Genomic DNA, 24,006 nt, shown 5'->3' on the forward strand with positions numbered 1-24,006 from the left:
GCGCACCCACGGTGCGCCGATCAGTTCTGATACTCTGCGGCCGCCGCACAGGCGCGACCTCGGTACCTGTTAAAAAGGAATATCGTCGTCAAACTGGTCATTGGCCGGTGCCGGAGCCCCGCCAGCGCTGGCAGCCATCGCCGGTGCGCCCGCACCCTGCCGGCCACCGAGCATTTCCATTTCGCGGGCCACGATCTCGGTGGTGTACCGGTCACGGCCATCCTTGTCCTGCCACTTGCGGGTGCGCAGCCCACCCTCGATATAGACCTGCGAGCCCTTGCGCAGATATTCGGATGCAATCTCGGCCAGGCGGCCGAAGAAAACGACCTTGTGCCACTCGGTGCGTTCTTTTTGATCGCCGGTCTGCTTGTCTTTCCACGATTCGCTGGTCGCGACACTGATGTTGGTGACATAGGCGCCGCTGGGCATCGCCCGCGTTTCCGGGTCTGAGCCAAGGTTGCCGATCAGTATGACTTTGTTGATTCCGCGGGCCATGTTTGCTCCGTATTGTTTGGGTGGGTTGCGCTAAGCACGGGTTGCGTATTGTATGCGTTCAGCCGCTTTTTAGCACCCGGTAATTGGCCTCGAAGAGCCGGATATTCAGTATTTTGCCCAGCAGCCCCCACGCGGCAAGCAAGCCCGCCCCGACCGCGTAAACCATGGCGGTGCCGCCGCTGCTCATGACCACGCCCGCCAATACGCCGCCGGCGAAGGCGCCGAGGAACTGGCTGGTGGCATAGATGCCTAACGCCGCGCCGCGATTTTCCGCCGCCGCCAGTATCGACAGCAAGGCCGGCATCCGCGCCTCGAGAAAATTGAAGCCGGCGAAAAACAGGATCAGACCGACACCGATTCCAGTCAGCCCGCCCAGGCCCGTGTACAAGACCAACTGGCCGCCAACGACCAATAGCACCGCTGCCGTCAGCGCGCCGGCACCGCCGGTCCGACTGTGGCGCTCGGCAAGCAAGATCATCGGTACGGTTCCCAGCAAGGACAACAGCAGCGACGTCAGATATAACTTCCAGTGCTGATCGACGGCGAAACCCAACTCGTCCCTGAGCATCAGCGGCAACGCAACAAACAAGCCGGTCAGCGCCAGGTGGAGCACAAAAACACCGCCATACAGCAGCCGCAGCCTGCGGTCGGCGAGACCATCGGCCAGGTTGCCGGATTCAGCGAGCTGCCGCGGAACCGCCGGCACCCCGAAGCCAACCAGCAGCATCGCCACGACCCCGAGTATCGCCGCCAGCCAGAACAAGCCGGCGACACCCCACAGGTTTGCGAGCACCGGTCCGAGCATCAGCGACAACATGAAAGAACCGCCGATGGTGACCCCGACGATCGCCATCGAGCGGGTTCGAAACTCGATGCGCGTGTGATCGGCCAGCCAGGCGGTGACCGCAGCCGATATCGCACCAGCGCCTTGCAGCGCCCTACCCGCGATCAGCACCAGCATGGTATCGGCACGCGCGGCGATAATGCTGCCGGCAATAAAAATCAACAAGCCTAAAATGATGACCGGCTTGCGCCCGATCCGGTCCGACAAGACACCGAACGGAACCTGCAGCGTGGCCTGGGTAATGCCATAAGCGCCGACCGCCAAACCGATCAGCAGCGGCGTCGCACCCGGCAAATCGGCCGCGTACAGGGCCAGCACCGGCAACAGCAAGAACAGGCCCAGCATGCGCACGCCATAGACACCGGCCAGCACCGCGGTTACCCGCCGTTCAAGTGAATTCAGGCCATTGCCTTGTGCGCCGTCCATCAAAAGCCGCTCCCTTTGCCCCGCGAATCCAAAGCGGCGTATATTAGCAGGTTGACTCGTCAATACAGCGGACCATGAAAAAGATCAGCATCCGGGGCGCCCGCACCCACAATCTGAAAAACCTGGACCTGGAACTGCCACGGGAAAGGTTGATCGTGCTCACCGGCCTGTCCGGTTCGGGCAAGTCTTCGCTGGCGTTCGACACCATATACGCCGAGGGTCAGCGGCGTTACGTCGAGTCGCTGTCCACTTATGCGCGGCAATTCCTGTCGATAATGGAAAAACCGGATGTCGACCATATAGAAGGTCTGTCGCCGGCCATTTCCATCGAGCAAAAAGCCACCTCACACAACCCGCGCTCCACGGTCGGCACGGTCACCGAGATCTACGATTACCTGCGGCTGCTGTATGCGCGTGCCGGCATTCCGCGTTGCCCCGACCACGGCGGTGACCTGGAGGCGCAGACCATCAGCCAGATGGTGGACACGGTCATGGGGCTGGATGAAGGCAACCGGCTGATGTTGCTGGCCCCGGTGGTCCAGGAGCGCAAGGGCGAACATATTCAGCTGTTGCGCGAGATCCGCCGCCAGGGTTTTATCCGCGCGCGGATCGATGGCGAGATTTGCGAACTCGAGCACGCACCGAAACTGGATCTGAAACGCAGACACACGATCGAGGTGATTGTCGATCGCTTCAAGGTGCGCGCCGATATCAACCTGCGCCTGGCGGAATCATTCGAGACCGCACTGCAACTGACCGAGGGCGTGGCCCGGATCGCCTGGATGGACAACGCGGACAAAACCGAACTGGTTTTTTCGGACCGCTTTGCCTGCAAGGTCTGCGGTTACAGCCTGAGCGAGCTCGAACCGCGCCTGTTTTCTTTCAATAACCCGAGCGGTGCCTGCCCGGACTGCGACGGCCTCGGGATCAAGCAGTTTTTCGATGCCGGCCGCGTGGTCCTGCACAACAACCTGAGCCTGGCGGGCGGTGCGATCCGCGGCTGGGATCGGCGCAATGCCTATTACTTCCAGATGATCCAGTCACTGGCGAGACACTTCCTGTTCGATATCGAGTCACCGTTCGAGGATCTGCCCGACGATATCCGCGAGATCATTCTTTATGGCAGCGGCAAGGAAAAAATCGATTTCCAGTATCTCGACGGCCGCGGCGGCCACCTCAGGCGGCGGCATGTTTTCGAGGGCATTATTCCAAACATGCAGCGACGCTACCGCGAAACCGAATCCAGCATGGTGCGCGAAGAACTCGCCAAGTACATGTCCAGCCAGCCATGCCCGGAATGCGAGGGCAAAAGGCTCAACCGTGCCGCCCGCAATGTTTTTGTCGCGGAAAAAACCCTGTCGGAAATCACCTCGATGGCGGTCGGCCAGGCACGGAAGTTTTTTGCAGGCATGACATTGCAGGGTTGGCGTGGAGAAATTGCGGCCAAGGTGGTCAAGGAAGTCGGCGAAAGACTGCGCTTCCTTGCCGATGTCGGTCTCGATTACCTGACGCTGGACCGCAGCGCCGAGACCCTGTCGGGTGGCGAAGCGCAGCGTATCCGGCTGGCCAGCCAGATTGGTTCGGGCCTGGTCGGGGTCATGTACATCCTCGACGAACCTTCGATCGGCCTGCACCAGCGCGATAACAAGCGCCTGCTGCGCACGCTGTTTCACCTGCGCGACCTGGGCAACACCGTGATCGTGGTCGAACACGACGAGGAGACGATCCTGGCAGCCGATCACGTGGTCGACCTGGGCCCTGGCGCCGGCGTCCACGGCGGGCAGATTGTCGCCCAGGGCAGCCCGCGGGAAATACAGGCACAGGCCGAGTCGCTCACCGGCCAGTACCTGTCCGGCCGGCGCAGCATACCGATGCCGCTGATGCGCGCACCCAAAGACGACAAGCGGGTACTTTCAATCCGGGGAGCACGCGGCAACAACCTGAAAAAAATCGATGTGGATATTCCGATCGGACTGATGACCTGCGTGACCGGGGTTTCCGGATCCGGCAAATCCACGCTGATCAACAGCACGCTGTACGAAGCGGTGGCCGATCGCATCAATCCCTCCTCGCACAACCCGGCGCCGAACGATGGCGTAGACGGCCTCGAGCACCTGGACCGTGTCATCGACATCAGCCAGAGCCCGATCGGCCGGACTCCGCGCTCCAACCCGGCGACCTACACTGGCCTGTTCACGCCGATACGCGATCTTTTCGCCGGCACCCCGGAGGCCCGTTCGCGCGGCTATGCCCCCGGGCGCTTCAGCTTTAACGTCAAGGGGGGTCGCTGCGAGGCTTGCCAGGGCGATGGCGTACTCAAGGTCGAGATGCATTTCCTGCCCGATATCTATGTAGCCTGCGATATCTGCAAGAGTAAACGCTACAACCGCGAAACCCTGCAAATCCTGTACAAGGGCAAGAACATTCACGAAGTGCTCGATATGACAGTCGAGGATGCGCTGATATTTTTTACCAATATCCCGGTGATTGCAAAAAAACTGCAGACTCTGACCGATGTCGGCCTGACCTACATCCGGCTCGGCCAGAACGCGACCACGTTGTCCGGTGGCGAAGCGCAACGCGTAAAACTCGCCAAGGAATTATCCAAACGCGCGACCGGCCGCACCTTGTACATTCTCGACGAGCCGACCACCGGCCTCCACTTCCATGACATCGCCCAGTTACTGCTGGTGTTGCAGCGGTTGCGCGACCAGGGCAACACCGTCGTCATAATCGAGCACAACCTCGACGTCATCAAGACCGCCGACTGGATCATCGATCTCGGGCCCGAAGGCGGCGATGGCGGCGGCGAAGTCATCGCCACCGGCACGCCGGAGGATGTCAGTGAAACCCCTGGCTCCTATACCGGTGAATATCTGAAGATCGTGTTGAGAAAAGTGGCGAACGGAAAACGGAAGACGGCGTGATGATGTCCGCGGGTCAACAGAGCCGCATCAAAACAGAATCTTTCGGTTACCCGAGGAAATATCCAGCAAGGCCTTCTCGAAATCCCTGGTGAATTTTCCGGTATCAAACAACGCGCAGGTTTCCCGTTTGCGCGCGAGTTTCTTTTTCAGATCGGCCAGGTCTTGCTTGTCTTGCCCGAGGTGAATCGCCATATCGCGATATTCCGTTTCCGAATTCATGATCAGTTCCGGCAACTCTGCCGCCGTCAAAATACTTCCGGCGACCCGCGAGGCAAAAGTCTCCCCCGGCAAGGTCAGCACCGGGCAACCCATCCACAACGCATCGCTGGCTGTCGTGTGCGCGTTGTAAGGCAGCGTATCGAGGAACAGGTCTGCATGACGGTATGTGGCAAGATATTGTTTTTGTTCGATTTTTTTGGCAAAAATCAGGCGTTCCGGCGCCAGCCCCAGGTCTTTCGCAGAAGACCGAAGGTGATCTTTTGCCGGCCACCTGGGGTCGGGATCGAGCAGCCAAAGGACGCTGCCCGGGACCGCGTTTAGAATTTCCACCCAGCGTGCAAAAGTCTGCCGGGTAATTTTCTGGCTCGCATTGAAACAGCAATAAACCATGCCTTTGTCGGGCAATCCCAACTCGGTACGGCCCGGCGTGCCGGTTGCGGTTTCGCGATCACGATCGTTGACTTGATAGCTACCCGGCATGCGTATGATTTTTTCGCTATATGCCGATTCGCTACCATCGGGTATCACGAAGTCATCGGCGATCAGGTAATCGATAAACTCCGCGCCCATCGTTCCCGGATAGCCGAGAAAACTGACCTGCACCGGCGCAGGCCGGTAGGCGAAAACCTCGGATATCGCATCCAGCGTGTAGCCTTTCAGGTCAATCAGGATATCGACCCGGTCATCGCGGATTCTTTGGGCAATCTTCGCAGACGTCCACCCGCTGACTTCGACAAACTCGTCGAACGCACCCATGACCCGCCGGCGAATCGCGCTGTTGTCATCCGGGCCGTTTGAATAGGCCAGCAGGCGAAATTTGGAACGGTCATGCGCGGCGAACAATCCGGCCATCAGGTGTGCGGTCGGGTGCTGGTAAAAATCGGCGGAGACGTAGGCGAGCGTCAATCGGTCATCGCCCAGTTGATTCTTGCCGGATTTTTCCGCGGGAGGGAGTTTCTCGATTCCGGAAAACCGCCGCGCCCATAATTCGGCGCAATGTCTTTGCTGTTGCGCGGTGCTGTGTTCGAGGGTCAGGGAAAACGGGGTCAGCCCACCGACGCCCTGCTCAAGCGCCTTGAAATATTGCTGCGACAATCTCTCGGCGCCAGCCCAGTCAAAAAGCGCCCGGCGCAAAAACAATGCTGCGGAGATCGCACCGCCATGAAGCGGTTCGATTTGCAAGGCGCGGCCATAACAACTTAGCGCCTCACCGGCCATGCGGGAATCATCCAGCAACAAGCCCAGGTTGTACCAGGTATCGGCATTGTCCGGGACGGTTTTCAGGGACGCCTGATATGCGCTCACCGCCTCCTGCCGATCGCCTTTTGCCGCCAGCACAGAACCCAGTTGCGCCAGGCAGCCCGGGTGTCCAGGCGCGGCCTGCAATGCCTTGCGTACCGCCTGTTCCGCCGATTCCAGGTCGCCCTGCGCCTGCAAAACCATGCTCAAGTTGGTGCCCGCTTCCGGGTAGCCTGGCGAAGCACGCAGAGCCTCCTCGAACTGCGCCTGCGCATCATCGAGACGCCCTTGCCGGAAGCGCGCGTTCCCAAGACCGTTTAGCGCGGCGGACAATGCCGGATCGATCGCAAGCGCTGCCTGGAAACGTTCGGCGGCCTCGGCGGATTTTTGCATCGCGTTATACACCGCACCGAGATTGCACAATGCGTCCGCGTCGCCCGGTTCAGCGGCCAATGCCTGGAGAATCAGTTCCTCGGCATGCTGGTGCCCACCTTGCTGATGATAAACCAGGCCCAAAAAATGCAATGCGTGAAACTGGCCGGGAACGGCCCGCAATACCATCTCGTAAATTGGTTTCGCTTCATCAAGCGCTCCCGCCTGGTGCAACCGGAGTGCCTGATCGAGAAGCTGCTGCAGCGGCACTTCGCTGCCATCATCAAGGCGAATGGTTTGATTCATAACGAGTGAGCAAAGATACTGTTGGCTGTTGATCCGGTTTGATTTTAGCAGATGTCAATGCTGCGACTGGCAACGCCATCGAAAGGACAAAGATCATGAGTCAAATCACCGCCACACTGTCATCCGGGACTGAAGTCGAATTGTCGAACGGCCGCCACACATGGAAGGCGGACGAGCCAGTGCCTGTGGGCGGCACCGATACCGGCCCCAATCCCTACGAGTTACTGCTCGGCTCGCTGGCCGCCTGTACCTGCATTACGCTGGCATTGTATTGTCGCCATAAAAAAATCGCACTCGATTCAGTTACCGCGAGCTATGAATTCGACCGGATACACGCAAAGGACTGTGATGACTGCGATGACGAGACCCAGGGATTCATCGATCACATCAACAGCGATGTAAAGATTAGCGGCGATTTTGACGATGCACAGAAAAAAAGGCTGGCAGAGATTGTCCAAAGATGCCCGGTCCACAAAACTTTGGCAAAAGGCGTATCCATCACCGACAAAGCAAGTTTCGGGCAAGCAAAAACCAACGGCGGCACGAGCATGTTTTCAGGAACCGGATAGCGGGCTCAGCTGTCAACGGGGCTAACGATCGCGCCGGCACGGTTGCGGACGACATGAAGATAGATCTCCGTCGTTCGAATATCGCCGTGCCCGAGTAACGACTGCACCAGCTTGATGTCGTAGCCGGTTTCGATCAGGCGCGTGGCGAAGGAGTGCCGAAAAGTGTGCGACCCTGCCCTGCGGTGAATGCCGGCCCTGCGAATCGCCGGCCTGAGCGCTTTGTGAAAAGCCGAGTAATGCCGATGATGACGGCGAAGGACACCGGTTTGCGGGTCCACTCCGATAGTGGCCGCCGGAAACAGGAACTGCCATTCCGGATTCGTCGCCGCTGACGGATACTTGCGCGCCAGCGCATCAGGCAAATAGACCTCACCATAGCCACACGACAGGTCATAATCGTGCAACTTCAACGCCTTGCCGATCTGCGCTTGCAAATCGTCGACCAAAGAGCGTGCCAGCAAGGTAAAACGCTCGCTACCGCCCTTGCCATCTCGCACAGTGATTTGCAGACTGCTGAAATCGAGGTCCTTGACCCGCAGCCGCAATGCCTCATTGATACGCAGACCGGACCCGTACAGGATGCGGGCGATCAGCTTGTCGACGCCATCGAGCTGTTGAATAACGGCAAGTGCTTCGTTGTGACTAAAAACCGTCGGCATCCTGCGCGGCCGCCTGGCATAACGGAAACGGATCTTGGGCAACTCGATGCCCAGATGATGCTTGTACAAAAAAACCAGCGCATTCAGCGCAGTTCTTTGCGTACCCACGGAACAATGCCGCTGCACCGCGAGATCGCTGAGAAAAAGCGATATATGCTCACTGCCGAGCTCACGCGGATGCCGCCGCTGGTGGAAACGAATATAGCGAAGCACCCAATGCAAGTAGGTTTTCTCAGTCGCGTAACTCAGACCGCGATCGCAAATCGATTTCCGGAACAAAGAAACAAAGCGATTCGACTCCTTTGGTAATGCGGGCCGTATATCATCCATGATCATTCCAGCAATAAAGCCGCCCCGTCTGCTGCGGCACTGCAGCCTTTCTGGTGCTTCTGAAAAACCACCCGACTAGATATATGGCACCGGGTTTGCTCGCACGAGTCGCAAATCTAGCCAATTACGCCAGATTCATGATTTACAAAGCTTTTCTATCTCTTTTGGGAATTTGCTATCATATAAATTAGCCGCAGCATACAAAGCTCGCGATCGAAAGCCACAGCGGCGGGATCTTCGAATATCGCGTCAACGGATGGCGTCAGTGGAGTTTTCCGAGCCACAGGCATTCAAAAACGAGTAATTACATTGAATGATCGTCAAAACCCACAACAAAAGAATTAACTGTTATAAGCCTTAGAACATTAGCGCCAGCGTGCTATTTGTCATTGTGGTACCATAATGGTACTATTATAGCATGCCACCAAAGATTCGCGAATTGATTCGAGACCTAGAGTCCGCAGGCTTCGCGAATCGAGGTGGCAAAGGTGGTCACCGCAACTTTCGACATCCGGAAGGTGTCAACATCACACTCAGTGGTAAGCCCGGTCAGGATGCAAAGCGGTACCAGATTAGAGACGTCAAACGAGCTATAGAGCTGAGCGGTGATGAATAAACGTAATCAATATTTGAAAGTGGTCGAGTGGTCTGAAGAAGATCAGTGTTTCATTGGTCGGGCACCAGGCTTGGCTTTGGGTGGTGTTCATGGGAAAAACGAAGCCAAAGTTTATAAAAAGCTCGGCACCCTCGTTGATGAGTGGATCGCTATTTACGAGGCGGATGGGGCTCCGCTGCCACGAGCTACAGCGGGAAAAAAATATTCGGGTCGCTTCAATATCCGGCTAGGCGAAACACTTCATGAGCGTTTGGCTATTGAGTCCATGAAGGAAAAAGAAAGCCTGAACTCATATTGCGTGAAGGTACTAAGAGATGAGGTTGGCTTATAACCAGTCGATGAAGCGGACGACCCTACCCGTCACTTTTCTTGCTTGCGCAAGAAAATCGCCGGCCATGGTTCGCCGCTTATCTAATCGTTAGGCGGCACCACCATCGAAATACCACGAATTTTGGGGAGCGAGCTATGGAGCCGGAAAAGGGTAAGAAAAGTGTGGGGGCAGGATGGATACGCTGCGCATCGCCGATTGTGCTTCTACTTGGCCTCACTGGCTGCGCCACCCTAGGGCCGGGGTCGGCGCACCCGGACATTATCCGTTTGGACGGCACGACGATCGACCCCACCACCCTTACTGAGCGCATTGAGGAGCTAACCCGCGCGGCAGATGTGCAAGGGTTGACCGTCACCATTTTCAACGATGCCGAGAAGGTCTACTCGCGAGCCTTCGGCTTCGCCAACCTCCCGGCGGGCCAGCCGCTCCGGCTCGTCACCGAGCTCTACGGGGCCTCCCTCAGCAAGGCAGTCTTCGCCGTTCTGGTAATGAGGCTCGTCGAGCAGGGCGTCATCGGCCTGGACACGCCGCTTCAGGAGTACCTGGACGAGCCGCTTTGGGAGAACCAGGGCGAGTCATGGCACGAGGATCTCGGCGACCTGCGCGACGACCCGCGGTATCGGCGAATCACGGCTCGCATGAGCCTTAGCCACACCACCGGCTTGCCCAACTGGCGCTGGTTCGAGCCGGACCACAAGCTGCGCATCCACTTCGAGCCGGGTGAGCGCTACAGCTACTCGGGCGAGGGGATGACCTTTCTTCAGATCGTCCTCGAGAAGCTCACCGGCAAGCAGCTCGAGCAGCTGATGCAGGAGCAGATCTTCGGGCCGTACGGGATGAAGACCTCCAGTTACACTTGGCAGACGCGCTTCGAAAGGGATTACGCCGTCGGTCACCGCGCGGACGGGACCGTCTACCCCAAGGACAAGGACAACGCCGCCCGGGCGCCGAGCACCCTGGAGACCACGACTGAAGATTATACGCGGTTCATGGAGGCGGTCCTGCGTGGCGAGGGACTCAGCCAGGCGTCATGGAACGAGATCTTCAGCCCGCAGGTACGTATCCGCTTCAGGACTCAGTTCGGCGCGGGCGCCACGGAGGAAACCAGTGCAAACGACGCGATCGAGCTCAGCTATGGGCTGGGCCGGGGCCTCCTCCGCACTCCTTACGGCTGGGGCGCGTTCAAGGAGGGGCACGGCGACGGCTTTCAGCACTACTCGATTGTCTTCCCCGAGAGGGACTTGGGGGTGCTCCTCATGAGCAACAGCGACAACGCCGAGAGCATCTTCGACCACCTCCTGATCCTTACTATCGCCGACACCTACACGCCCTTGGAGTGGGAAGGATACATTCCGTACGACCGGACGCCGGTTCAGACAGGCGCGGTGCGATGACCCATCATGATCGGCTTCTGGACTAGATTAAGTTCCATTGCCATGAGCCGCCTAACAAGGCGCTGAACCGGTCGCGCCAGTTGGCGGTGCATCTTTTCCGGCGTCTCAGCTGCGCCGGTTAGCTCGACGTTAGGCAGCTTGAGCAAGACCTATACGGAGATCCGCAATGACTTCAGACTTACGATTCTCAGAACTCATCGGCCGGTCGCCGCTCGTTCATGCGAGGGCAACTGCGCTCGTCGGTGTGCCCATGCTCGCCAGCGGATCGTTTGCAAACGTGGTTATATCGCGTCTCATTGTACGTGACGATATCGTGGCGACGTCGGGCAACTTCGTGGCCTCCGAGTTCATGCTTCGCCTCGGTATCGTCAGCAATCTCATAATGATGGTCGCGTGGCTTTTCTATGCGCTGCTCCTTTACAGGCTTCTTCGACCGGTGGACAAGAGTCACGCAATGACCATGGTCGTTCTCGTTCTGGCATCGGTTCCCATCTACATGCTCAATCAAGTCAATCTGTTCGCCGCCCTGCTATCAGCATCGGACCAACTGCACGAGCAGGTGAAGTTATATCTGGAGTTTCAGCGATTTGGAAGCCTCGTCGCCTCGATCTTCTTCGGGCTGTGGCTGTTTCCTCTCGGGCTCCTAGTCTTCAAGTCCGGGTTCCTTCCCAGGGCCATAGGTATTCTGCTGATGATCGGAAGTCTTGGCTATCTGGTGCTCTTCGTTCAAGGGTTTCTGTTCCCGGGATCAGAGCGCACGTTGTGGACTAATCCGTTTCTCGTCGTTACCCATCTGTCGGAATTAGCACTCTGGCTGTGGCTCTTAATCAAGGGTGTCGATGTCGAGAAATGGGAGAAGTGTGCTCATCAATTCACTGCACAGTGACGCTGGTCGCGCTCACAAATTGGGGTTCGCTCATCGCTGTCCAACGTACACGGCAGCAGGCACGCGAGCCGCTGCCTAACAACGGCATGCACCTGACGGTGCTTCGCGCACCGCAGGTGATGCCGAAGTCGTTAGGTTTCTTCAAATTTTAGTGAAAACCAAACTCATAGTCTTTTTACTGGCCATCCTGGGCTCTTTCTGCACTTTTGCTGGCGATTGGGCCGATGACATATCACCACAAACTGCTCTTAAGGCAATTCAGCTATTTCGGGACGATCCAGTTAGCGAAGATGCTCTCGCCGCCGTGGCAATCGTGCTGAATTTTGCCGAGCGGTCCGATGACGTTCTCGTCCTAATTGACGCGAAATATCTTCCATTTGAATTAGGCGCTATCGAATCTGATGCCAATTCTAAATTTCTTGGTGCGTATGTTGCCGGAAATGTGGAATACCAGCTCCTAAATAGCGTCAGGGAAAATCGGCCCATGGAAGGCATACGATTTATGCTGCAGACGTACGAAAAATTTCGACAAGCTGATGCAATTGAAGTACAAAGTGGCTTTGAGGAATGGCTCGAATTGGAGCGCAAAGGTCAGCTTGGAGATGCGTTTGAAACCTAACCAGCGCATGCAGTTCGCGCCTGCGGCGCCGGACCGGCCTACGGCCGGCCGCTGATGCAGGTCGTTATGTGCTTTAAAGCGTAGGAATGCATGAAATATATTACGGTACTTCGAGGTATAAATGTCAGTGGGCAAAAGAAGATTAAAATGCTCGATCTGAAATCATTGTATGAGTCGCTGGGGTTTAAGAATGTCGTGACTTACATACAAAGTGGCAATGTGATATTTGAGTCAAATGATAAAAATAAAACTGATCTAAAAACCAAGATAGAGGAAGCTATAGATAAGAAATATAAATTTCATGTTCCTGTGGAAATTCGCACAAAATTGGAGTTTGAGAATATTATTAAAAATAACCCATTTGGTCCTGTTGATCTGGTAGAAGAAGGGACAAAGGTGTTAGTAACATTTTTAAGGTCTAAGCCGAATAAAATTAAGGTTTCTAATATTCTTAAATATGTTGTTTCACCCGAAAAATTGGTTGTTAAAGGGACAGAGGTATACCTGTATTGTCCCAATGGCTACGGGAAAAGTAAGCTGTCGAATACCTTTCTTGAGAATAAGCTTGGAGTGGAGGCAACCACTAGAAATTGGAAGTCTGTACATAAATTGTATGAATTGTCTGCGTAGCGAAGTCCCACATAACCAGCATAAGCATGCGACCGGGAAACTATTACGCATTTTTTGGGCGCTTTCCAACGGCGCCTGTTATGGGCGTTATGCCGCGCATGGTTTTTCGATCCAATGAAGTATCTCATCTACAATGGACGTTGCGAGCGGAGTCTTCTATCCAAACAATCAAGCGCGGAGGTATGGGCATAACCCTGACCATTTCGTTTCCTGGTACCGAGCAGACGACCCTCGCGGAGGTCGGCGGCAAGGGCTATTCGCTGATCCGGATGGTCGAAGCGGGCTTGCCCGTTCCGCCCGGCGCCGTGCTCACCACGGAGTTCTTCGCGCCCTGGTTCGACGAGATTCAGGGGTCCGCGACGTGGACGGCGCTGGCCGACGCGACGCCGGACAAGTGGGCGCCCCTCTGCAACGAACTGAAGAGGCTCTGCCCTGCCCTCACGCTGACGGCGACCCAGCGACAAGCCCTTTTGGACCTGCGCAAGGACCTCGCAGCGCTGGACGACGACGTGCTGTTCGCGGTGCGCTCGTCCTCGCCCGAGGAAGACCTGGCGTCGGCCTCGTTCGCCGGGGGCTACGAGACCCGCCTGGGCGTGCGCCCGGCCGATCTGGAAGACGCGGTGCGACACTGCTTTGCCTCAAGCCTCGACGAGCGCGTATTCGTCTACAAAAAGGAACACGGCTTCGACGTGCTGTCGCCGCGCATCGCCGTGGTCGTGCAGCAGCAGATCGACAGCGAGGTCGCTGGCGTGGGGTTCTCGCTCAACCCGCTCACGAACGACTATGACGAGGCTGTCATCGATGCGAACTGGGGCCTGGGAGAGTCGGTCGTTGCCGGGCTCGTGTCACCCGACCACTTCATCGTCGACAAGGTCAATCGACGGGTCGTGGACAAGAAGCTGGGCGCCAAGAAGGTTTCGGTCTGGCTAGGTCCTGATGGCGGCACCATCGAACGGAAGGGCCACCGTTCGTCGGAGCTCACCCTCAGCGACGCCCAGCTCGGCGAGCTGACCGAGGTGATGTGTCGAATCGAGACGCTCTTTGATAAGCCGACGGACATCGAGTGGGCCTACGCTGACGGTCAGCTCCACGTGCTGCAGGCGCGCCCCATTACCACCTACGTGCCGCTCCCGCCCGAAATGCTGACCAAGCCCGGTCAACGCAGGCGGCTGTACGTGGACAGTGCCCTGTCGAAGGGGATGACGATTAATGCACCCATCTCGCCGATGGAGCAGGAATGGCAGGAAGATTTCGTTGGCTCCTTTCTGGAGAAGTTCTTCGGAATCGACGTTAGCTCTGAGAAGGGTCTGCTGTTCTTCGCGGGCGGCCGCATGTACACAAATTTATCCAACGTGATGTGGTTGGTGAGTCCAAAGAAACTGTCTAAGGGGAACGCCCCCAACGACGTGTTGCTGGGGGATATCATGGCCAACATCGATGAGAAGCGGTACCGGTCGGCCACGAGACCGCTATGGATGCGATTCGGGATCCTATGGTCAGTTCCCAGGGTGTTGTGGCTTTCACGCGGCTGCCTCTGGAGCATGCTGTGGGCCATCCTGGCTCCAGAGCGCGCACACCGAGCGTACCAGCGGAAGGTCGACGCCTACGAGGTAGAGTTTACCGAGAACCTCGACTATAGCCTTCCACTCGCCGAATTCCGGCAGACCTGCGTCGCACCCATGTTTCAGATGTTCGGCGTTACAGGGGGAGCGCTCGGGGCCGGCTTACTCGCAATGGCGTCGGTCCATCGTGTGGTCGGCAAGAAGTCAGCCGAGGTGAACGCTCTCGCCAAGAAGCTCCAGCTCGGCTTCACGGGCAACGTCGTCGTCGAGATGGGGATCGCGATGTTTCGTCTGGCCAAGCTGTTGGAGCCATCCGACTTCGAGGACCTGGCCCGGTTGGCCGAACGTGTCGAGAATCGCCAGATGTCCGCGCAGTTCTTGAGCGCGTGGGACGCTTTCCTGTCGACGTACGGCTGGCGCGGTCCTCTGGAGATGGACCAGGCGAGCCCGCGCTATGCAGACGACCCCGGTCTCGCACTGAGGCAGATGTCCTTCATGACCGTCGACGACGAGGGCTTTGATCCGGAAGCCGCGCACCAACGCCACGTAGCCGAGCGACGACAAGCCTACCAAGAGTTGATGAGCCGGTTGAGCTGGCTGCGGCGGGTATTATTGCGCCGGGTCCACCTTCTCATTGAATTGTTCGCCGGACACCGCGACACGCCCAAACACCAAATAGTCTTGTTCAACTACGCCCTGCGCAAGCGCGCCCTGATCGAGGGCAAACGCCTGGTCCGAGAGGGGCGTCTCGATGCAGCCGAGGACGTCTTCGATCTGACGGTCCGCGACCTCGAATCGGCCAACTTGGATCCTTCGCTGGACCTGCGAAAGGTCCGTGAGGAGCGGACGCGTTTCCTCAAGATACTCGAAGCCCAGGTGACGGAGTTCCCTCAAGTGATCGACTCGCGAGGCCGGATCCTTCGGCCCGCTCCGCGCGAGGAGAAGCCCGGCGAGCTGAGCGGGATGGGTGTGTCGCCCGGTGTGGTGACGGGTCCGGTCAAGATGCTCCGCGACCCCTACGAGAAGCCCATCAACAAGGGGGACGTATTGGTCGCGTACACGACGGATCCGGGCTGGACGCCGCTGTTCGTGAACGCCGCCGCGGTCGTGCTCGAGGTCGGCGGGATTCTGCAGCACGGTGCGGTGATCGCGCGCGAGTACGGAAAGCCGTGCGTTGTGGGCATCGACCGGGTGATGACGAAGCTCTACGACGGCCAGAGGGTCGAAGTCGATGGGACGGCGGGAGTGATCCGTTTTCTGTCGTAACCAGGGAGGAATCGTGATGAGCATTGAGGTAGAGCTTATCTCAGTATGTGAAGGTAAAGTGGTAGGGCATCTCGGAATTCTCTTAAATCATAATCCCAGGCGTAAGCATGTAGGTAGTTTTGAATCCGCAACATAACAATGGCATCCAGCCGACCGCCTACGGCGGCGGCTGATGCCAAGCGTTAGGCTGCGGATTAACCAGGCACTTGGAGGGACCGCCAATGCGCTGGAAAAAATGGCTGCGGATCTTTGCCGGTGGGGCGGCGTGGGCTGCCGCTTACAACTCCGTCTGGGGTATCGCCTGGTTCGTGTTTATGCGTCGGGAGTGGCTGGAGGCGACGGTCGCAAGCGGCCGCCCCATGCCTTGGACTCCCGACTTCTTGGTCGTGTGGTTGCCACTGACTCTACTCTTTGGCGCGGCGATTACGGCCTACATGACGAGCGGGTCTCGCCAGGCTGCGGCGCTGAGAGCTACTCTTGCTGCAACCCTCGTTCTTTGGGTCCCAGGGACGGTCGGAATGGCTGTGTGGGCCTGGCAGGAGGCCCTTTCACCGCGCGTCATTGCGATAGACTCGGCTGTGAACCTCTTCGCCGTGGTGGTAGCGTCACTGGTCCTAGGATTGGGCTTGGGTGTCCGTCAGCTTCGCTCGGCGTCTCCTGTCGGGTAGCGCTTGTGGTTTGTCAGCGGGCGGGTGCGGCGGCAGAATTCCAATTCGTTAGGCTGCGAACCGATCTCATGAATGAATCGACAAATATTCAGGTCTCCGGACTAAGTGACCGCCTGACCGATCGCGAAATTGAGGCAATGGTTGGGTCGGTAGTAAATGTCCCGATTGGCGGAACGATTCCTCCAGAAGGCCTATCTTGGTACGAGTTGTTCCGCTTTGCGCGCGTTATCGCCGTTTCACCGAAAAGCCGCCGCAAATCTCTACGTTGTCCAATCTGCGAAGAAAGCCGCCCGCGATATAGTCTCGAAGTCCAATGGGAAGCTGGCTACAAGTCCAAATTCGGAAATTTATTGTGTGAATGATGCATTGATGGACTTGTGGTTTCGGGTGGAGAGGATATCCTGTTTGGAGATTCAGATTGGGAGCTAAAGTTTATTCACATTTCGACGACATATGACATTAGGAAATGAGCAAATGCAGCCTAACAAGCCACTGCAGCAGTCACTTGACCCTGCCGCGCCCTTTGCTGCCGCAAAGCCCACGTCAGCCTCAAGCGCTGCTGAGTTCTATCGTTAGGTTTATCAGAAAAATATCATTTAAATTGATGATTGGCGGGGATTATGGATAGGCAATTACTTTCTAAGCTAGAAGGAACGAAATGGACAGGAAGAGGCGAGCTTTGGCTCGACCCTGAAGGAAATAAAGCTGATTCTTATGACTGTCAATTGCAAGTTAAGAGTGGTGCTATAAACTACACTTGGATTCACGAAGGCGAAACAAAAAAAGGTAATTTTACTATTAACGAAAGCGGTGGAAGTTGGGTTGATAGTTGGCATCAACCAGAGGCTGTTAAATGTACAGACGTTTCTGGTGCATGGGGGCTCTTCACTTTTAAACATACTTATGAAGTACCTTCAAGCCCAAGTTGGGGTTGGCAGAGTAAACTAACTGAGCGGCCAGACGGTTCTCTAATTCTTCAAATGACAAATATTGCACCTTGGGGAGAAGAAGGTAGAGCTGTTCGGATGATATTCACTAAAGAGAAAACATAGAACTTTTACTGTTTACAATAGATGAATTCAAAAAAAAGCCTAACAAATAGCTCCAGCGGACAAATTAAAGCGTCACTTTTTTTGCATGCGCAAAAACGTGCCACTTTAAATTGCCGCTGAGCATGGCGTTAAATGCCTTAGACACTGTGTGCCATTTTCAGGGGTTCACCCCTTGACCATAATATCAATAGTGATACTATTCGTGGGTGGCTTCTACCGACGACATCCTGAAGCGAATGAGGCGAAATCCAAAGGGCGTAAGCTTCAAAGACCTTAGCAAGATTTGCGATCAGTACTTCGGGGAGCCCAGGCAGTCGGGAACCAGCCATCGGGTCTATAAGACACCGTGGCAGGGAAACCCACGGGTAAATATTCAAAGCGCAAAGGGTAAGGCCAAACCATACCAGGTGCGCCAAGTACTACAGGCAATTCAACGCCTGGAGGAAGAAAATGGCTAAAGATATTGATCGTTACACGTATAGAGTTACCTGGTCGGAGGAAGATCAGGAGCACGTTGGGTTATGCGCTGAATTTCCAAGTTTAAGTTGGCTCGAAAAGCATCCGGAAAAAGCTTTGGCAGGTATTCGCAAGCTTGTGAAATCGTGCATCAAAGACATGGCTGTAAACAAGGAAGTAGTGCCGGAGGCAATATCCGCCAGGAGTTTCAGTGGTAAGTTCATGGTTCGCGTACCACCGCAGACTCATCGAATGCTGGCAATTCAAGCAGCGGAGTCGGGGGTGAGTTTGAATCGTCTTGTGGCGAGCAAACTAACGTAGCTATGGCACGTAACCAGCGCATGCAGTTCGCGCCTGCGGCGCCGGACCGGCCTGCGGCCGGCCACTGATGCAGGTCGTTAAGTGCACTATGGGTTATCGATTAATCGTTTTGCTTGCTCTTACTATCGGTACTTGTGTCACGACCGCAGAGAAGACCACGCCAAACTACAACTGGACCGATAGTCCAGATTACTCAGGGCTGAGGCAGCAAATCGGATGGGATGGCAACTACTACTCTCTTTGTGAGAGAAGCCGGCCGATGCAGTCAATGGTTGAGGCAATGAATAATGGACAATGGGAGGCGGCTGCCAACCAAGGACTCAATTGGCTGGATCGCTGTCCGGTCGACATTCGAGCCCACCACTACACCGGGATTGCGTTGACCAAACTCGGTCGTGAGCAGGAAGGCCAGGACCACTTTCGCTGGGCAGAAGGCCTCATGGATTCGATTGTCGCCTCCGGCGATGGCAAGACGCCCGAAACAGCTTACGTAACAATTTCAGTTGCCGAGGAATATGACGCATTGTATTTTTTTGGTTTGGAACGAAAATCCCAGGCACTTGTTTCCGGCCCAATAATGTGTGATTTGATCACAGCGTTAAACGATAAGGGCGAGGAAGTATCGATTTATTTTAATCCCGCAGCTCATTTTGCGAGGTTAGCCAAAATGCTGAAAACGCTGGATTAGCGATGTGCGAGCGAGAAAGCGCACTTAACCGGCAGTGGGCTAAACGTTGGATGCTTTCGTTAACATTTTGCCGATTTTTGCCATTGACTGAGCATCCAACGCAGGCGTAGAGTTTCCCTGTGGCAAAGAGTCAGGCAGATATCGAATCCCAAGCGCGACGCCGCCGATAAAAGAAAGAGTACGGCTATTTCGGCGCCTCATTGTGACGCTTGAAAGACAAAATGACGGAGATGTCGAACAACAGTGGCTTGATGAGGCCGAGAGACGCCTGGCAGCATACCGCAGCGGTCAGACAACCGCTCATTCGGGTGAAGAGATTTCTGAAGCAATTCTGAACCGGGGCTGACGCCGAGATACCGCCTGCTTTCCGAGGCAAAAGCAGAGCAGGGAGACTTGGAGAAGAACCTGGAAGACTCTGGAATCACGAAAGAACAGGCGGAAACTGACGAAAATTAGACCCTATTGATTGCCAAACAAACTGTTGCAATCAACTACAGTTATAATAAGAGAATCGATTTGCTTTAGCTGTTATGCAAAGACAATGGAGTCCAAAATGAACAGGCGAAAATTTCTAAGGCACGGGGTAATCGGCGGAGCGGCAAGTCTGTTTGCAAGTTCTGCTTATGCGAGATATTTGCCAACCTTAGACCCCACTCCATCAGAAGGCGAAGGGCCTTTCTATCCCGTTTTAGCGCAGAAAGACAAGGACTTTGATCTAACACGGGTAGAGGGCAAACAGGGAGTGGCTAAGGGAAAGACCATCATCATCCAGGGGCAAGTTCTGGATACGGATGGCAACCCAGTTGAGGATGTCACGGTTGACTTGTGGCAAGCGAATGCAGCTGGAAGATATAGGCATCCGCATGATTCGAGCGAAGCTCCATTGGACCCTAACTTTCAAGGCTGGGCTATCGTGCCAAGTGGAAAAGAAGGAAAGTTTCGTTTCAAAACTGTCAGCCCTGGCGCTTATCCGGCATCTGATAATTGGACAAGGCCTCCACATATACATTTCAAGGTCAGCAAGAGAGGATTTATTGAACTCACTACACAAATGTATTTCCCGGGACATCAACTTAACGATTCAGATCTTTTGTTAAAACGAAAGAGCAATGAAGAAAGAAAACTGATGATTGCTTCAAGAATAGAAGAACGACCAGGCGTTTATGCTTACACAATCGTTTTGCAAAAGGCATGACTACCAACAGCACCGGAGGCTAAATGCGTCGGTGAATCGAGGCGTTAGGTATTTTACTTTGAGTTTCCCGGAGGAGAATCTATGCTGCCAATCGAACCTGGGAAAGAACTGAAGCGCCTGGCAAAAAAAACAGATATTGGCAGGAGCCGGAAAATCGATTCCCGCTAATACTTGGTCGTGTATCGACGATAAGCGACCCCGACCGGCAGGAACCATCGCCGGTCATTCAAAAAACGATCGCACGTATACTCGCGCAATTCACGCCAGGCTAGCGCCAGTTGGACAGTAAATAAGCCTGTACGAAGCCGCTGCCCGCCAAGCGCCAGCCTCTCAATAACCTGCTGCGTGCCCGTCCTTTCTGGATTCGGACGCACCGATATAAGTGCCGTTTTCCTCATCGCGGCGGATCGCCTGGTAGCCGCCAAATTTGCCGGCCGACAGGCTCACAGTGTGACCTCTTTGGGTCAGTTCCATAATGACCTGATCGTCAATTCCGGATTCCAGAAAAAGCACGCCGCCATCGCGCATTTGCCCACCGGTCGGCTGGCTGCTGCTTTCGTGGCGCAGGCGTGGCGCGTCGCCCGCCTCCTGCAGGTTCATGCCGAAATCGATCAGGTTGACCAGGATCTGCACATGCGCCTGTGGCTGCATCGGCCCACCCATAATGCCAAAACTCAGCCAGGGCTTGCCGTCTTTGGTAACGAATGCCGGGATGATGGTATGGAAAGGGCGTTTGCCCGGCTCGAAGCTGTTGGCATGGCCCTCTTCGAGGCTGAACAACTCACCGCGGTCCTGCAAGTTGAAGCCGAGGCCGGGCGGCACCATGCCCGAACCCATGCCGCGATAATTGCTCTGGATCAGCGAGACCATGTTGCCGTATTTATCGGCCGTCGCAAGGTAAATGGTATCGCCGTTTTCCAGCTTCGGATCTCCCGGCGGAAATACCATCGCTGCTTTGTCCATGTTCAAAAGTTTTCGCCGCCGGTCTGCGTATTCCTTCGAAATCAATTCCTTGACCGGCACATCGGCGAAATCGGGATCGGCATAGAACTTCGCCCGATCCTCGAAAGCCAGTTTCTTTGCTTCGGTCAGCACGTGCAGGTAATCAGCGCTGCCAAAACCCATTGATCGAAGATCGTAGGCTTCGAGAATGTTCAGCATCTGCAGGGCCGCGATACCCTGTCCATTCGGCGGCAGCTCCCAGACATCGTAACCGCGATAACTCGTCGAGACCGGCTCAACCCATTCGGAATGGTGACTGAGCAGATCCTCGTAGCTGAGGAAGCCGCCGTTGGCCTGCACGTGGTTGGCGATGACATGCGCCATCTCACCCTTGTAGAACACATCACGCCCGCCCTCGGCGATTTTTTCCAGGGTATTTGCCAGTCGCGGGTTCTTGAAAATCTCGCCCTTGGCGGGCGCCCGGCCATTGGGCAAATAGGTCTCACGGAACGCAGGGTAATCGCCGAGTATGGTCTCGTATTTTTTCCACAGCCAGGCGATGGATTCGCTGACCGGGAAGCCATCGCGGGCGTAATCGATCGCGGGTTCGAGTATTTCTTTCATCGGCAGCGAGCCAAAGCGCTGATGCATCTCGAACCAGCCATCGACCGTGCCCGGCACGCTGACCGGCAGTGCCCCACGCCGTGGGATCGACTCGTAGCCGTTGTCGATGAACCATTCCCGGGTGAGGGAGCGCGGCGAGCGCCCGCTGGCATTCAGGCCATACAGTTTCTTCGTTTTGGCGTCCCAGATTATCGCGAACAAATCGCCGCCGATGCCGTTACCGGTCGGCTCCATCAGGCCGAGTGCGGCGTTTGCCGCGATGGCTGCGTCGATCGCGTTGCCACCGGTCTTGAGAATATCGATCGCTATCTGGGTCGCCAGCGGCTGGCTGGTCGCCGCCATGCCATGAGTTGCAATGACTTCGGAGCGGCCGGCAAAGCTGTTGCCTGATTCTCGGTCGTATCCATATGCCATCGGGGTCACCATAAACAACATCAGTCCACTCAAAATCCACTGGCTTCGCATTCGGGGTCTCCATCGTCGGCGATCCCTGATTGTCCCACAAAATCGTAATGGCCAGCAGGGTTGTTATACACTGGATTCTTTTGCAGGGACCACACAATGACTGAGTTGGCGACGCATTACCCGGCCCACCTGGAGCGGGTGAAGGGCTATACGGACCAGGCACTGGAGGCCACCGGCTACGACGGTCTACTCATCGCCGGTGGTGCGCTGAAGATCGTTTTCCACGACGATAACAGCTATCCGTTCAAGGCGAATCCACACCTCAGATGGTGGGCGCCGGTAACCGATAACCCAAACTGCTGGCTGCATTACCGGCCGGGCGAGAAACCGCTGTTTATCTTTTTCCGGCCAATCGATTACTGGCACGATGCGGCGCTCGCGCCGACCGATTACTGGGTCGATCATTTCGCTGTGAAACTGATCGGTGATCCGGACGAGATTCGCGATCTGCTACCCAAAGACCTATCGAAAACCGCTTTCATCGGCGAGGACACTGACAGCGCTGGCAGTTGGGGCGTATCCGCGGTCAATCCGCAACCCCTGATCGATCATCTCGACCACCACCGCGCCGCGAAATCAGGATACGAGCTCGCCTGCATGCGCGCGGCATCGAAACTGGGGTGCCGTGGCCACCGTGCGGCCGAGCGTGCATTCCGGGATGGTGCGACCGAGTTCGAAATCCATCTCGCCTACCTGCAAGCCACCGGCCATATGGAGCACCAACTCCCCTACGGCAACATCATTGCGCTCAACAATCACGGCTCGGTCTTGCATTACCAGGCCCTGGAACGGGAAAACCCGGCTGAACGATTGTCGTTCCTGATCGATGCCGGCGCGCAATGCAATGGCTATGCCTCCGATATCACGCGAACCTACGCGGCGGAAGACGGTGATTTCCAGGCCATGATTGCGGCCATGGAGAAAACCCAGCTGGAGATATGTTCACGGGTCAAACCCGGCCTGGATTACCGCGAATTGCATTTGCAGGCCCATCTGCTGCTGGCAGGCCTCCTCGCCGACTTCGATGTGATCAATGTCAGCGCCGAAGAAGCTGTGTCCAGCGGGCTGAGCGGCGTGTTTTTCCCGCATGGCCTGGGTCACCTGATCGGTCTGCACGTGCATGACAACGGCGGTTTCTCCGCCGGCGCCGGCGGCGGCAGGATAGCCCCGCCAGACGGTCACCCGTACCTGCGGCTGACGCGCGTACTCGAAGAGGACTGGGTCATGACCATCGAACCGGGGATTTATTTTATCGAGCAACTGCTGCAACCGGTTCGCGATGGCAGCGACTCGGCCAGGATTAACTGGGCCGCGATCGATAAATTCAGCCCCTACGGCGGCATCAGGGTCGAGGACAATGTGCGGGCAAGCGATGGGGCTTGCGAAAACCTGACCCGGGACGCATTTTCCGCGCTCTAAACAAAAAACCGCGGGTGAACGCGGTTTTTTTGGTGCGGCTGACAGACTATCCAGCCTGCCTGGCCTTATTGTTGCTGTGGTTTATTCGCTGGCGGGCGTTTCCTCGACCAGTTTGACCACCGCCATCGGGGCTGAATCGCCCGGTCGCAACCCTGCCTTCAGAATGCGCAGGTAACCGCCGGGACGGTTGACGTAGCGTGGACCGATTTCGGTAAAAAGTTTGCCCACGGCTTCCTTGTCGCGCAGGCGATCGAAAGCGCGGCGGCGCTGTGCAACGCCATCGGTCTTGGCCAGCGTGATCAGCGGCTCGACAACCCGGCGCAGTTCCTTGGCCTTCGGCAGCGTGGTGCGGATGGTTTCATGACGCAGCAAGGACACCGCCATGTTCTTGAACATGGCTTTGCGGTGCGAGCTGTTGCGCCCGAGTCTGCGGCCGGATTTGCGATGATGCATGTTATTGATTCCAATTCATGAAGAGAGCGGATC

23 protein-coding genes are annotated in these 24,006 nt (G+C 56.3%); 17 read left to right on the forward strand and 6 right to left on the reverse strand.

Going from position 1 to position 24,006, the window contains the following annotated elements:
• Positions 1–69 precede the first annotated feature (69 nt).
• Positions 70–495, reverse strand: a complete 426-nt coding sequence (gene ssb, locus IIA05_00295; protein ID MCH9025541.1) for a single-stranded DNA-binding protein — start codon at positions 493–495, stop codon at positions 70–72.
• A 58-nt stretch (positions 496–553) separates the two neighbouring features.
• The gene (locus tag IIA05_00300) at positions 554–1,765 is read right to left on the reverse strand and encodes an MFS transporter (protein ID MCH9025542.1); all 1,212 of its coding nucleotides are present in this window, start codon (positions 1,763–1,765) and stop codon (positions 554–556) included.
• Positions 1,766–1,839: 74 nt separating this feature from the next.
• On the opposite strand from IIA05_00300, the gene uvrA reads away from it, so the two are divergent.
• A complete protein-coding gene (gene uvrA / locus IIA05_00305) occupies positions 1,840–4,692 on the forward strand; it encodes an excinuclease ABC subunit UvrA (protein MCH9025543.1) in 2,853 nt (950 codons plus the stop codon).
• Between the two features lie 27 nt (positions 4,693–4,719).
• Here uvrA and IIA05_00310 read toward each other — a convergent pair whose 3' ends face one another.
• Positions 4,720–6,828 (reverse strand): tetratricopeptide repeat protein, encoded by a 2,109-nt coding sequence (locus tag IIA05_00310; protein MCH9025544.1) that lies wholly within the window; start codon positions 6,826–6,828, stop codon positions 4,720–4,722.
• 95 nt (positions 6,829–6,923) lie between these two features.
• Here IIA05_00310 and IIA05_00315 point away from each other — a divergent pair, with 95 nt between their 5' ends.
• Positions 6,924–7,397, forward strand: a complete 474-nt coding sequence (locus IIA05_00315) for an OsmC family protein (GenBank protein ID MCH9025545.1) — start codon at positions 6,924–6,926, stop codon at positions 7,395–7,397.
• Between the two features lie 5 nt (positions 7,398–7,402).
• On the opposite strand, the gene IIA05_00320 is transcribed toward IIA05_00315, so the two are convergent.
• Positions 7,403–8,386 carry an integron integrase gene (locus IIA05_00320; GenBank protein ID MCH9025546.1) on the reverse strand — a complete coding sequence of 328 codons (984 nt, stop codon included), beginning with the start codon at positions 8,384–8,386 and terminating at the stop codon, positions 7,403–7,405.
• Between the two features lie 418 nt (positions 8,387–8,804).
• On the opposite strand from IIA05_00320, the gene IIA05_00325 reads away from it, so the two are divergent.
• From IIA05_00325 to IIA05_00390, 14 genes are all read left to right on the forward strand, one after another.
• A complete protein-coding gene (locus tag IIA05_00325; GenBank protein MCH9025547.1) occupies positions 8,805–9,002 on the forward strand; it encodes a type II toxin-antitoxin system HicA family toxin in 198 nt (65 codons plus the stop codon).
• Complete coding sequence (locus tag IIA05_00330) at positions 8,995–9,333, forward strand: toxin-antitoxin system HicB family antitoxin (protein ID MCH9025548.1); 339 nt, start codon at positions 8,995–8,997, stop codon at positions 9,331–9,333. The genes IIA05_00325 and IIA05_00330 overlap by 8 nt, the downstream gene beginning before the upstream one ends.
• Before the next feature lie 134 nt (positions 9,334–9,467).
• Positions 9,468–10,727: a beta-lactamase family protein gene (locus IIA05_00335; GenBank protein ID MCH9025549.1), complete on the forward strand. Its 1,260-nt coding sequence runs from the start codon at positions 9,468–9,470 to the stop codon at positions 10,725–10,727.
• A gap of 166 nt (positions 10,728–10,893) precedes the next feature.
• Complete coding sequence (locus tag IIA05_00340; protein MCH9025550.1) at positions 10,894–11,613, forward strand: DUF4386 domain-containing protein; 720 nt, start codon at positions 10,894–10,896, stop codon at positions 11,611–11,613.
• Positions 11,614–11,764: 151 nt separating this feature from the next.
• Positions 11,765–12,232, forward strand: a complete 468-nt coding sequence (locus IIA05_00345; GenBank protein MCH9025551.1) for a hypothetical protein — start codon at positions 11,765–11,767, stop codon at positions 12,230–12,232.
• Positions 12,233–12,322: 90 nt separating this feature from the next.
• Positions 12,323–12,862, forward strand: a complete 540-nt coding sequence (locus tag IIA05_00350) for a DUF1697 domain-containing protein (protein ID MCH9025552.1) — start codon at positions 12,323–12,325, stop codon at positions 12,860–12,862.
• Between the two features lie 182 nt (positions 12,863–13,044).
• Positions 13,045–15,690, forward strand: a complete 2,646-nt coding sequence (locus IIA05_00355) for a hypothetical protein (GenBank protein ID MCH9025553.1) — start codon at positions 13,045–13,047, stop codon at positions 15,688–15,690.
• Positions 15,691–16,426: 736 nt separating this feature from the next.
• Complete coding sequence (locus tag IIA05_00360) at positions 16,427–16,720, forward strand: hypothetical protein (protein ID MCH9025554.1); 294 nt, start codon at positions 16,427–16,429, stop codon at positions 16,718–16,720.
• 258 nt (positions 16,721–16,978) lie between these two features.
• Positions 16,979–17,410 (forward strand): hypothetical protein, encoded by a 432-nt coding sequence (locus IIA05_00365; protein ID MCH9025555.1) that lies wholly within the window; start codon positions 16,979–16,981, stop codon positions 17,408–17,410.
• A gap of 206 nt (positions 17,411–17,616) precedes the next feature.
• A complete protein-coding gene (locus IIA05_00370; GenBank protein ID MCH9025556.1) occupies positions 17,617–17,868 on the forward strand; it encodes a toxin HicA in 252 nt (83 codons plus the stop codon).
• Positions 17,861–18,187, forward strand: a complete 327-nt coding sequence (locus tag IIA05_00375; protein ID MCH9025557.1) for a toxin-antitoxin system HicB family antitoxin — start codon at positions 17,861–17,863, stop codon at positions 18,185–18,187. The genes IIA05_00370 and IIA05_00375 overlap by 8 nt, the downstream gene beginning before the upstream one ends.
• A gap of 88 nt (positions 18,188–18,275) precedes the next feature.
• On the forward strand, positions 18,276–18,875 hold the full coding sequence (locus IIA05_00380; GenBank protein MCH9025558.1) for a DUF4919 domain-containing protein: 600 nt from the start codon (positions 18,276–18,278) through the stop codon (positions 18,873–18,875).
• 202 nt (positions 18,876–19,077) lie between these two features.
• Positions 19,078–19,221 (forward strand): addiction module protein, encoded by a 144-nt coding sequence (locus IIA05_00385; protein ID MCH9025559.1) that lies wholly within the window; start codon positions 19,078–19,080, stop codon positions 19,219–19,221.
• Between the two features lie 195 nt (positions 19,222–19,416).
• Positions 19,417–20,070, forward strand: coding sequence for a protocatechuate 3,4-dioxygenase (locus IIA05_00390; GenBank protein ID MCH9025560.1), 654 nt, complete (start codon positions 19,417–19,419; stop codon positions 20,068–20,070).
• Between the two features lie 330 nt (positions 20,071–20,400).
• On the opposite strand, the gene ggt is transcribed toward IIA05_00390, so the two are convergent.
• Positions 20,401–22,101, reverse strand: a complete 1,701-nt coding sequence (ggt, locus tag IIA05_00395; protein ID MCH9025561.1) for a gamma-glutamyltransferase — start codon at positions 22,099–22,101, stop codon at positions 20,401–20,403.
• 96 nt (positions 22,102–22,197) lie between these two features.
• On the opposite strand from ggt, the gene pepQ reads away from it, so the two are divergent.
• A complete protein-coding gene (gene pepQ / locus IIA05_00400; GenBank protein MCH9025562.1) occupies positions 22,198–23,520 on the forward strand; it encodes a Xaa-Pro dipeptidase in 1,323 nt (440 codons plus the stop codon).
• Between the two features lie 81 nt (positions 23,521–23,601).
• On the opposite strand, the gene rplQ is transcribed toward pepQ, so the two are convergent.
• A complete protein-coding gene (gene rplQ, locus IIA05_00405) occupies positions 23,602–23,973 on the reverse strand; it encodes a 50S ribosomal protein L17 (protein MCH9025563.1) in 372 nt (123 codons plus the stop codon).
• Positions 23,974–24,006 lie beyond the last annotated feature (33 nt).

Source organism: Pseudomonadota bacterium (genome assembly GCA_022572885.1).
Taxonomy (GTDB): domain Bacteria; phylum Pseudomonadota; class Gammaproteobacteria; order Steroidobacterales; family MnTg04; genus MnTg04.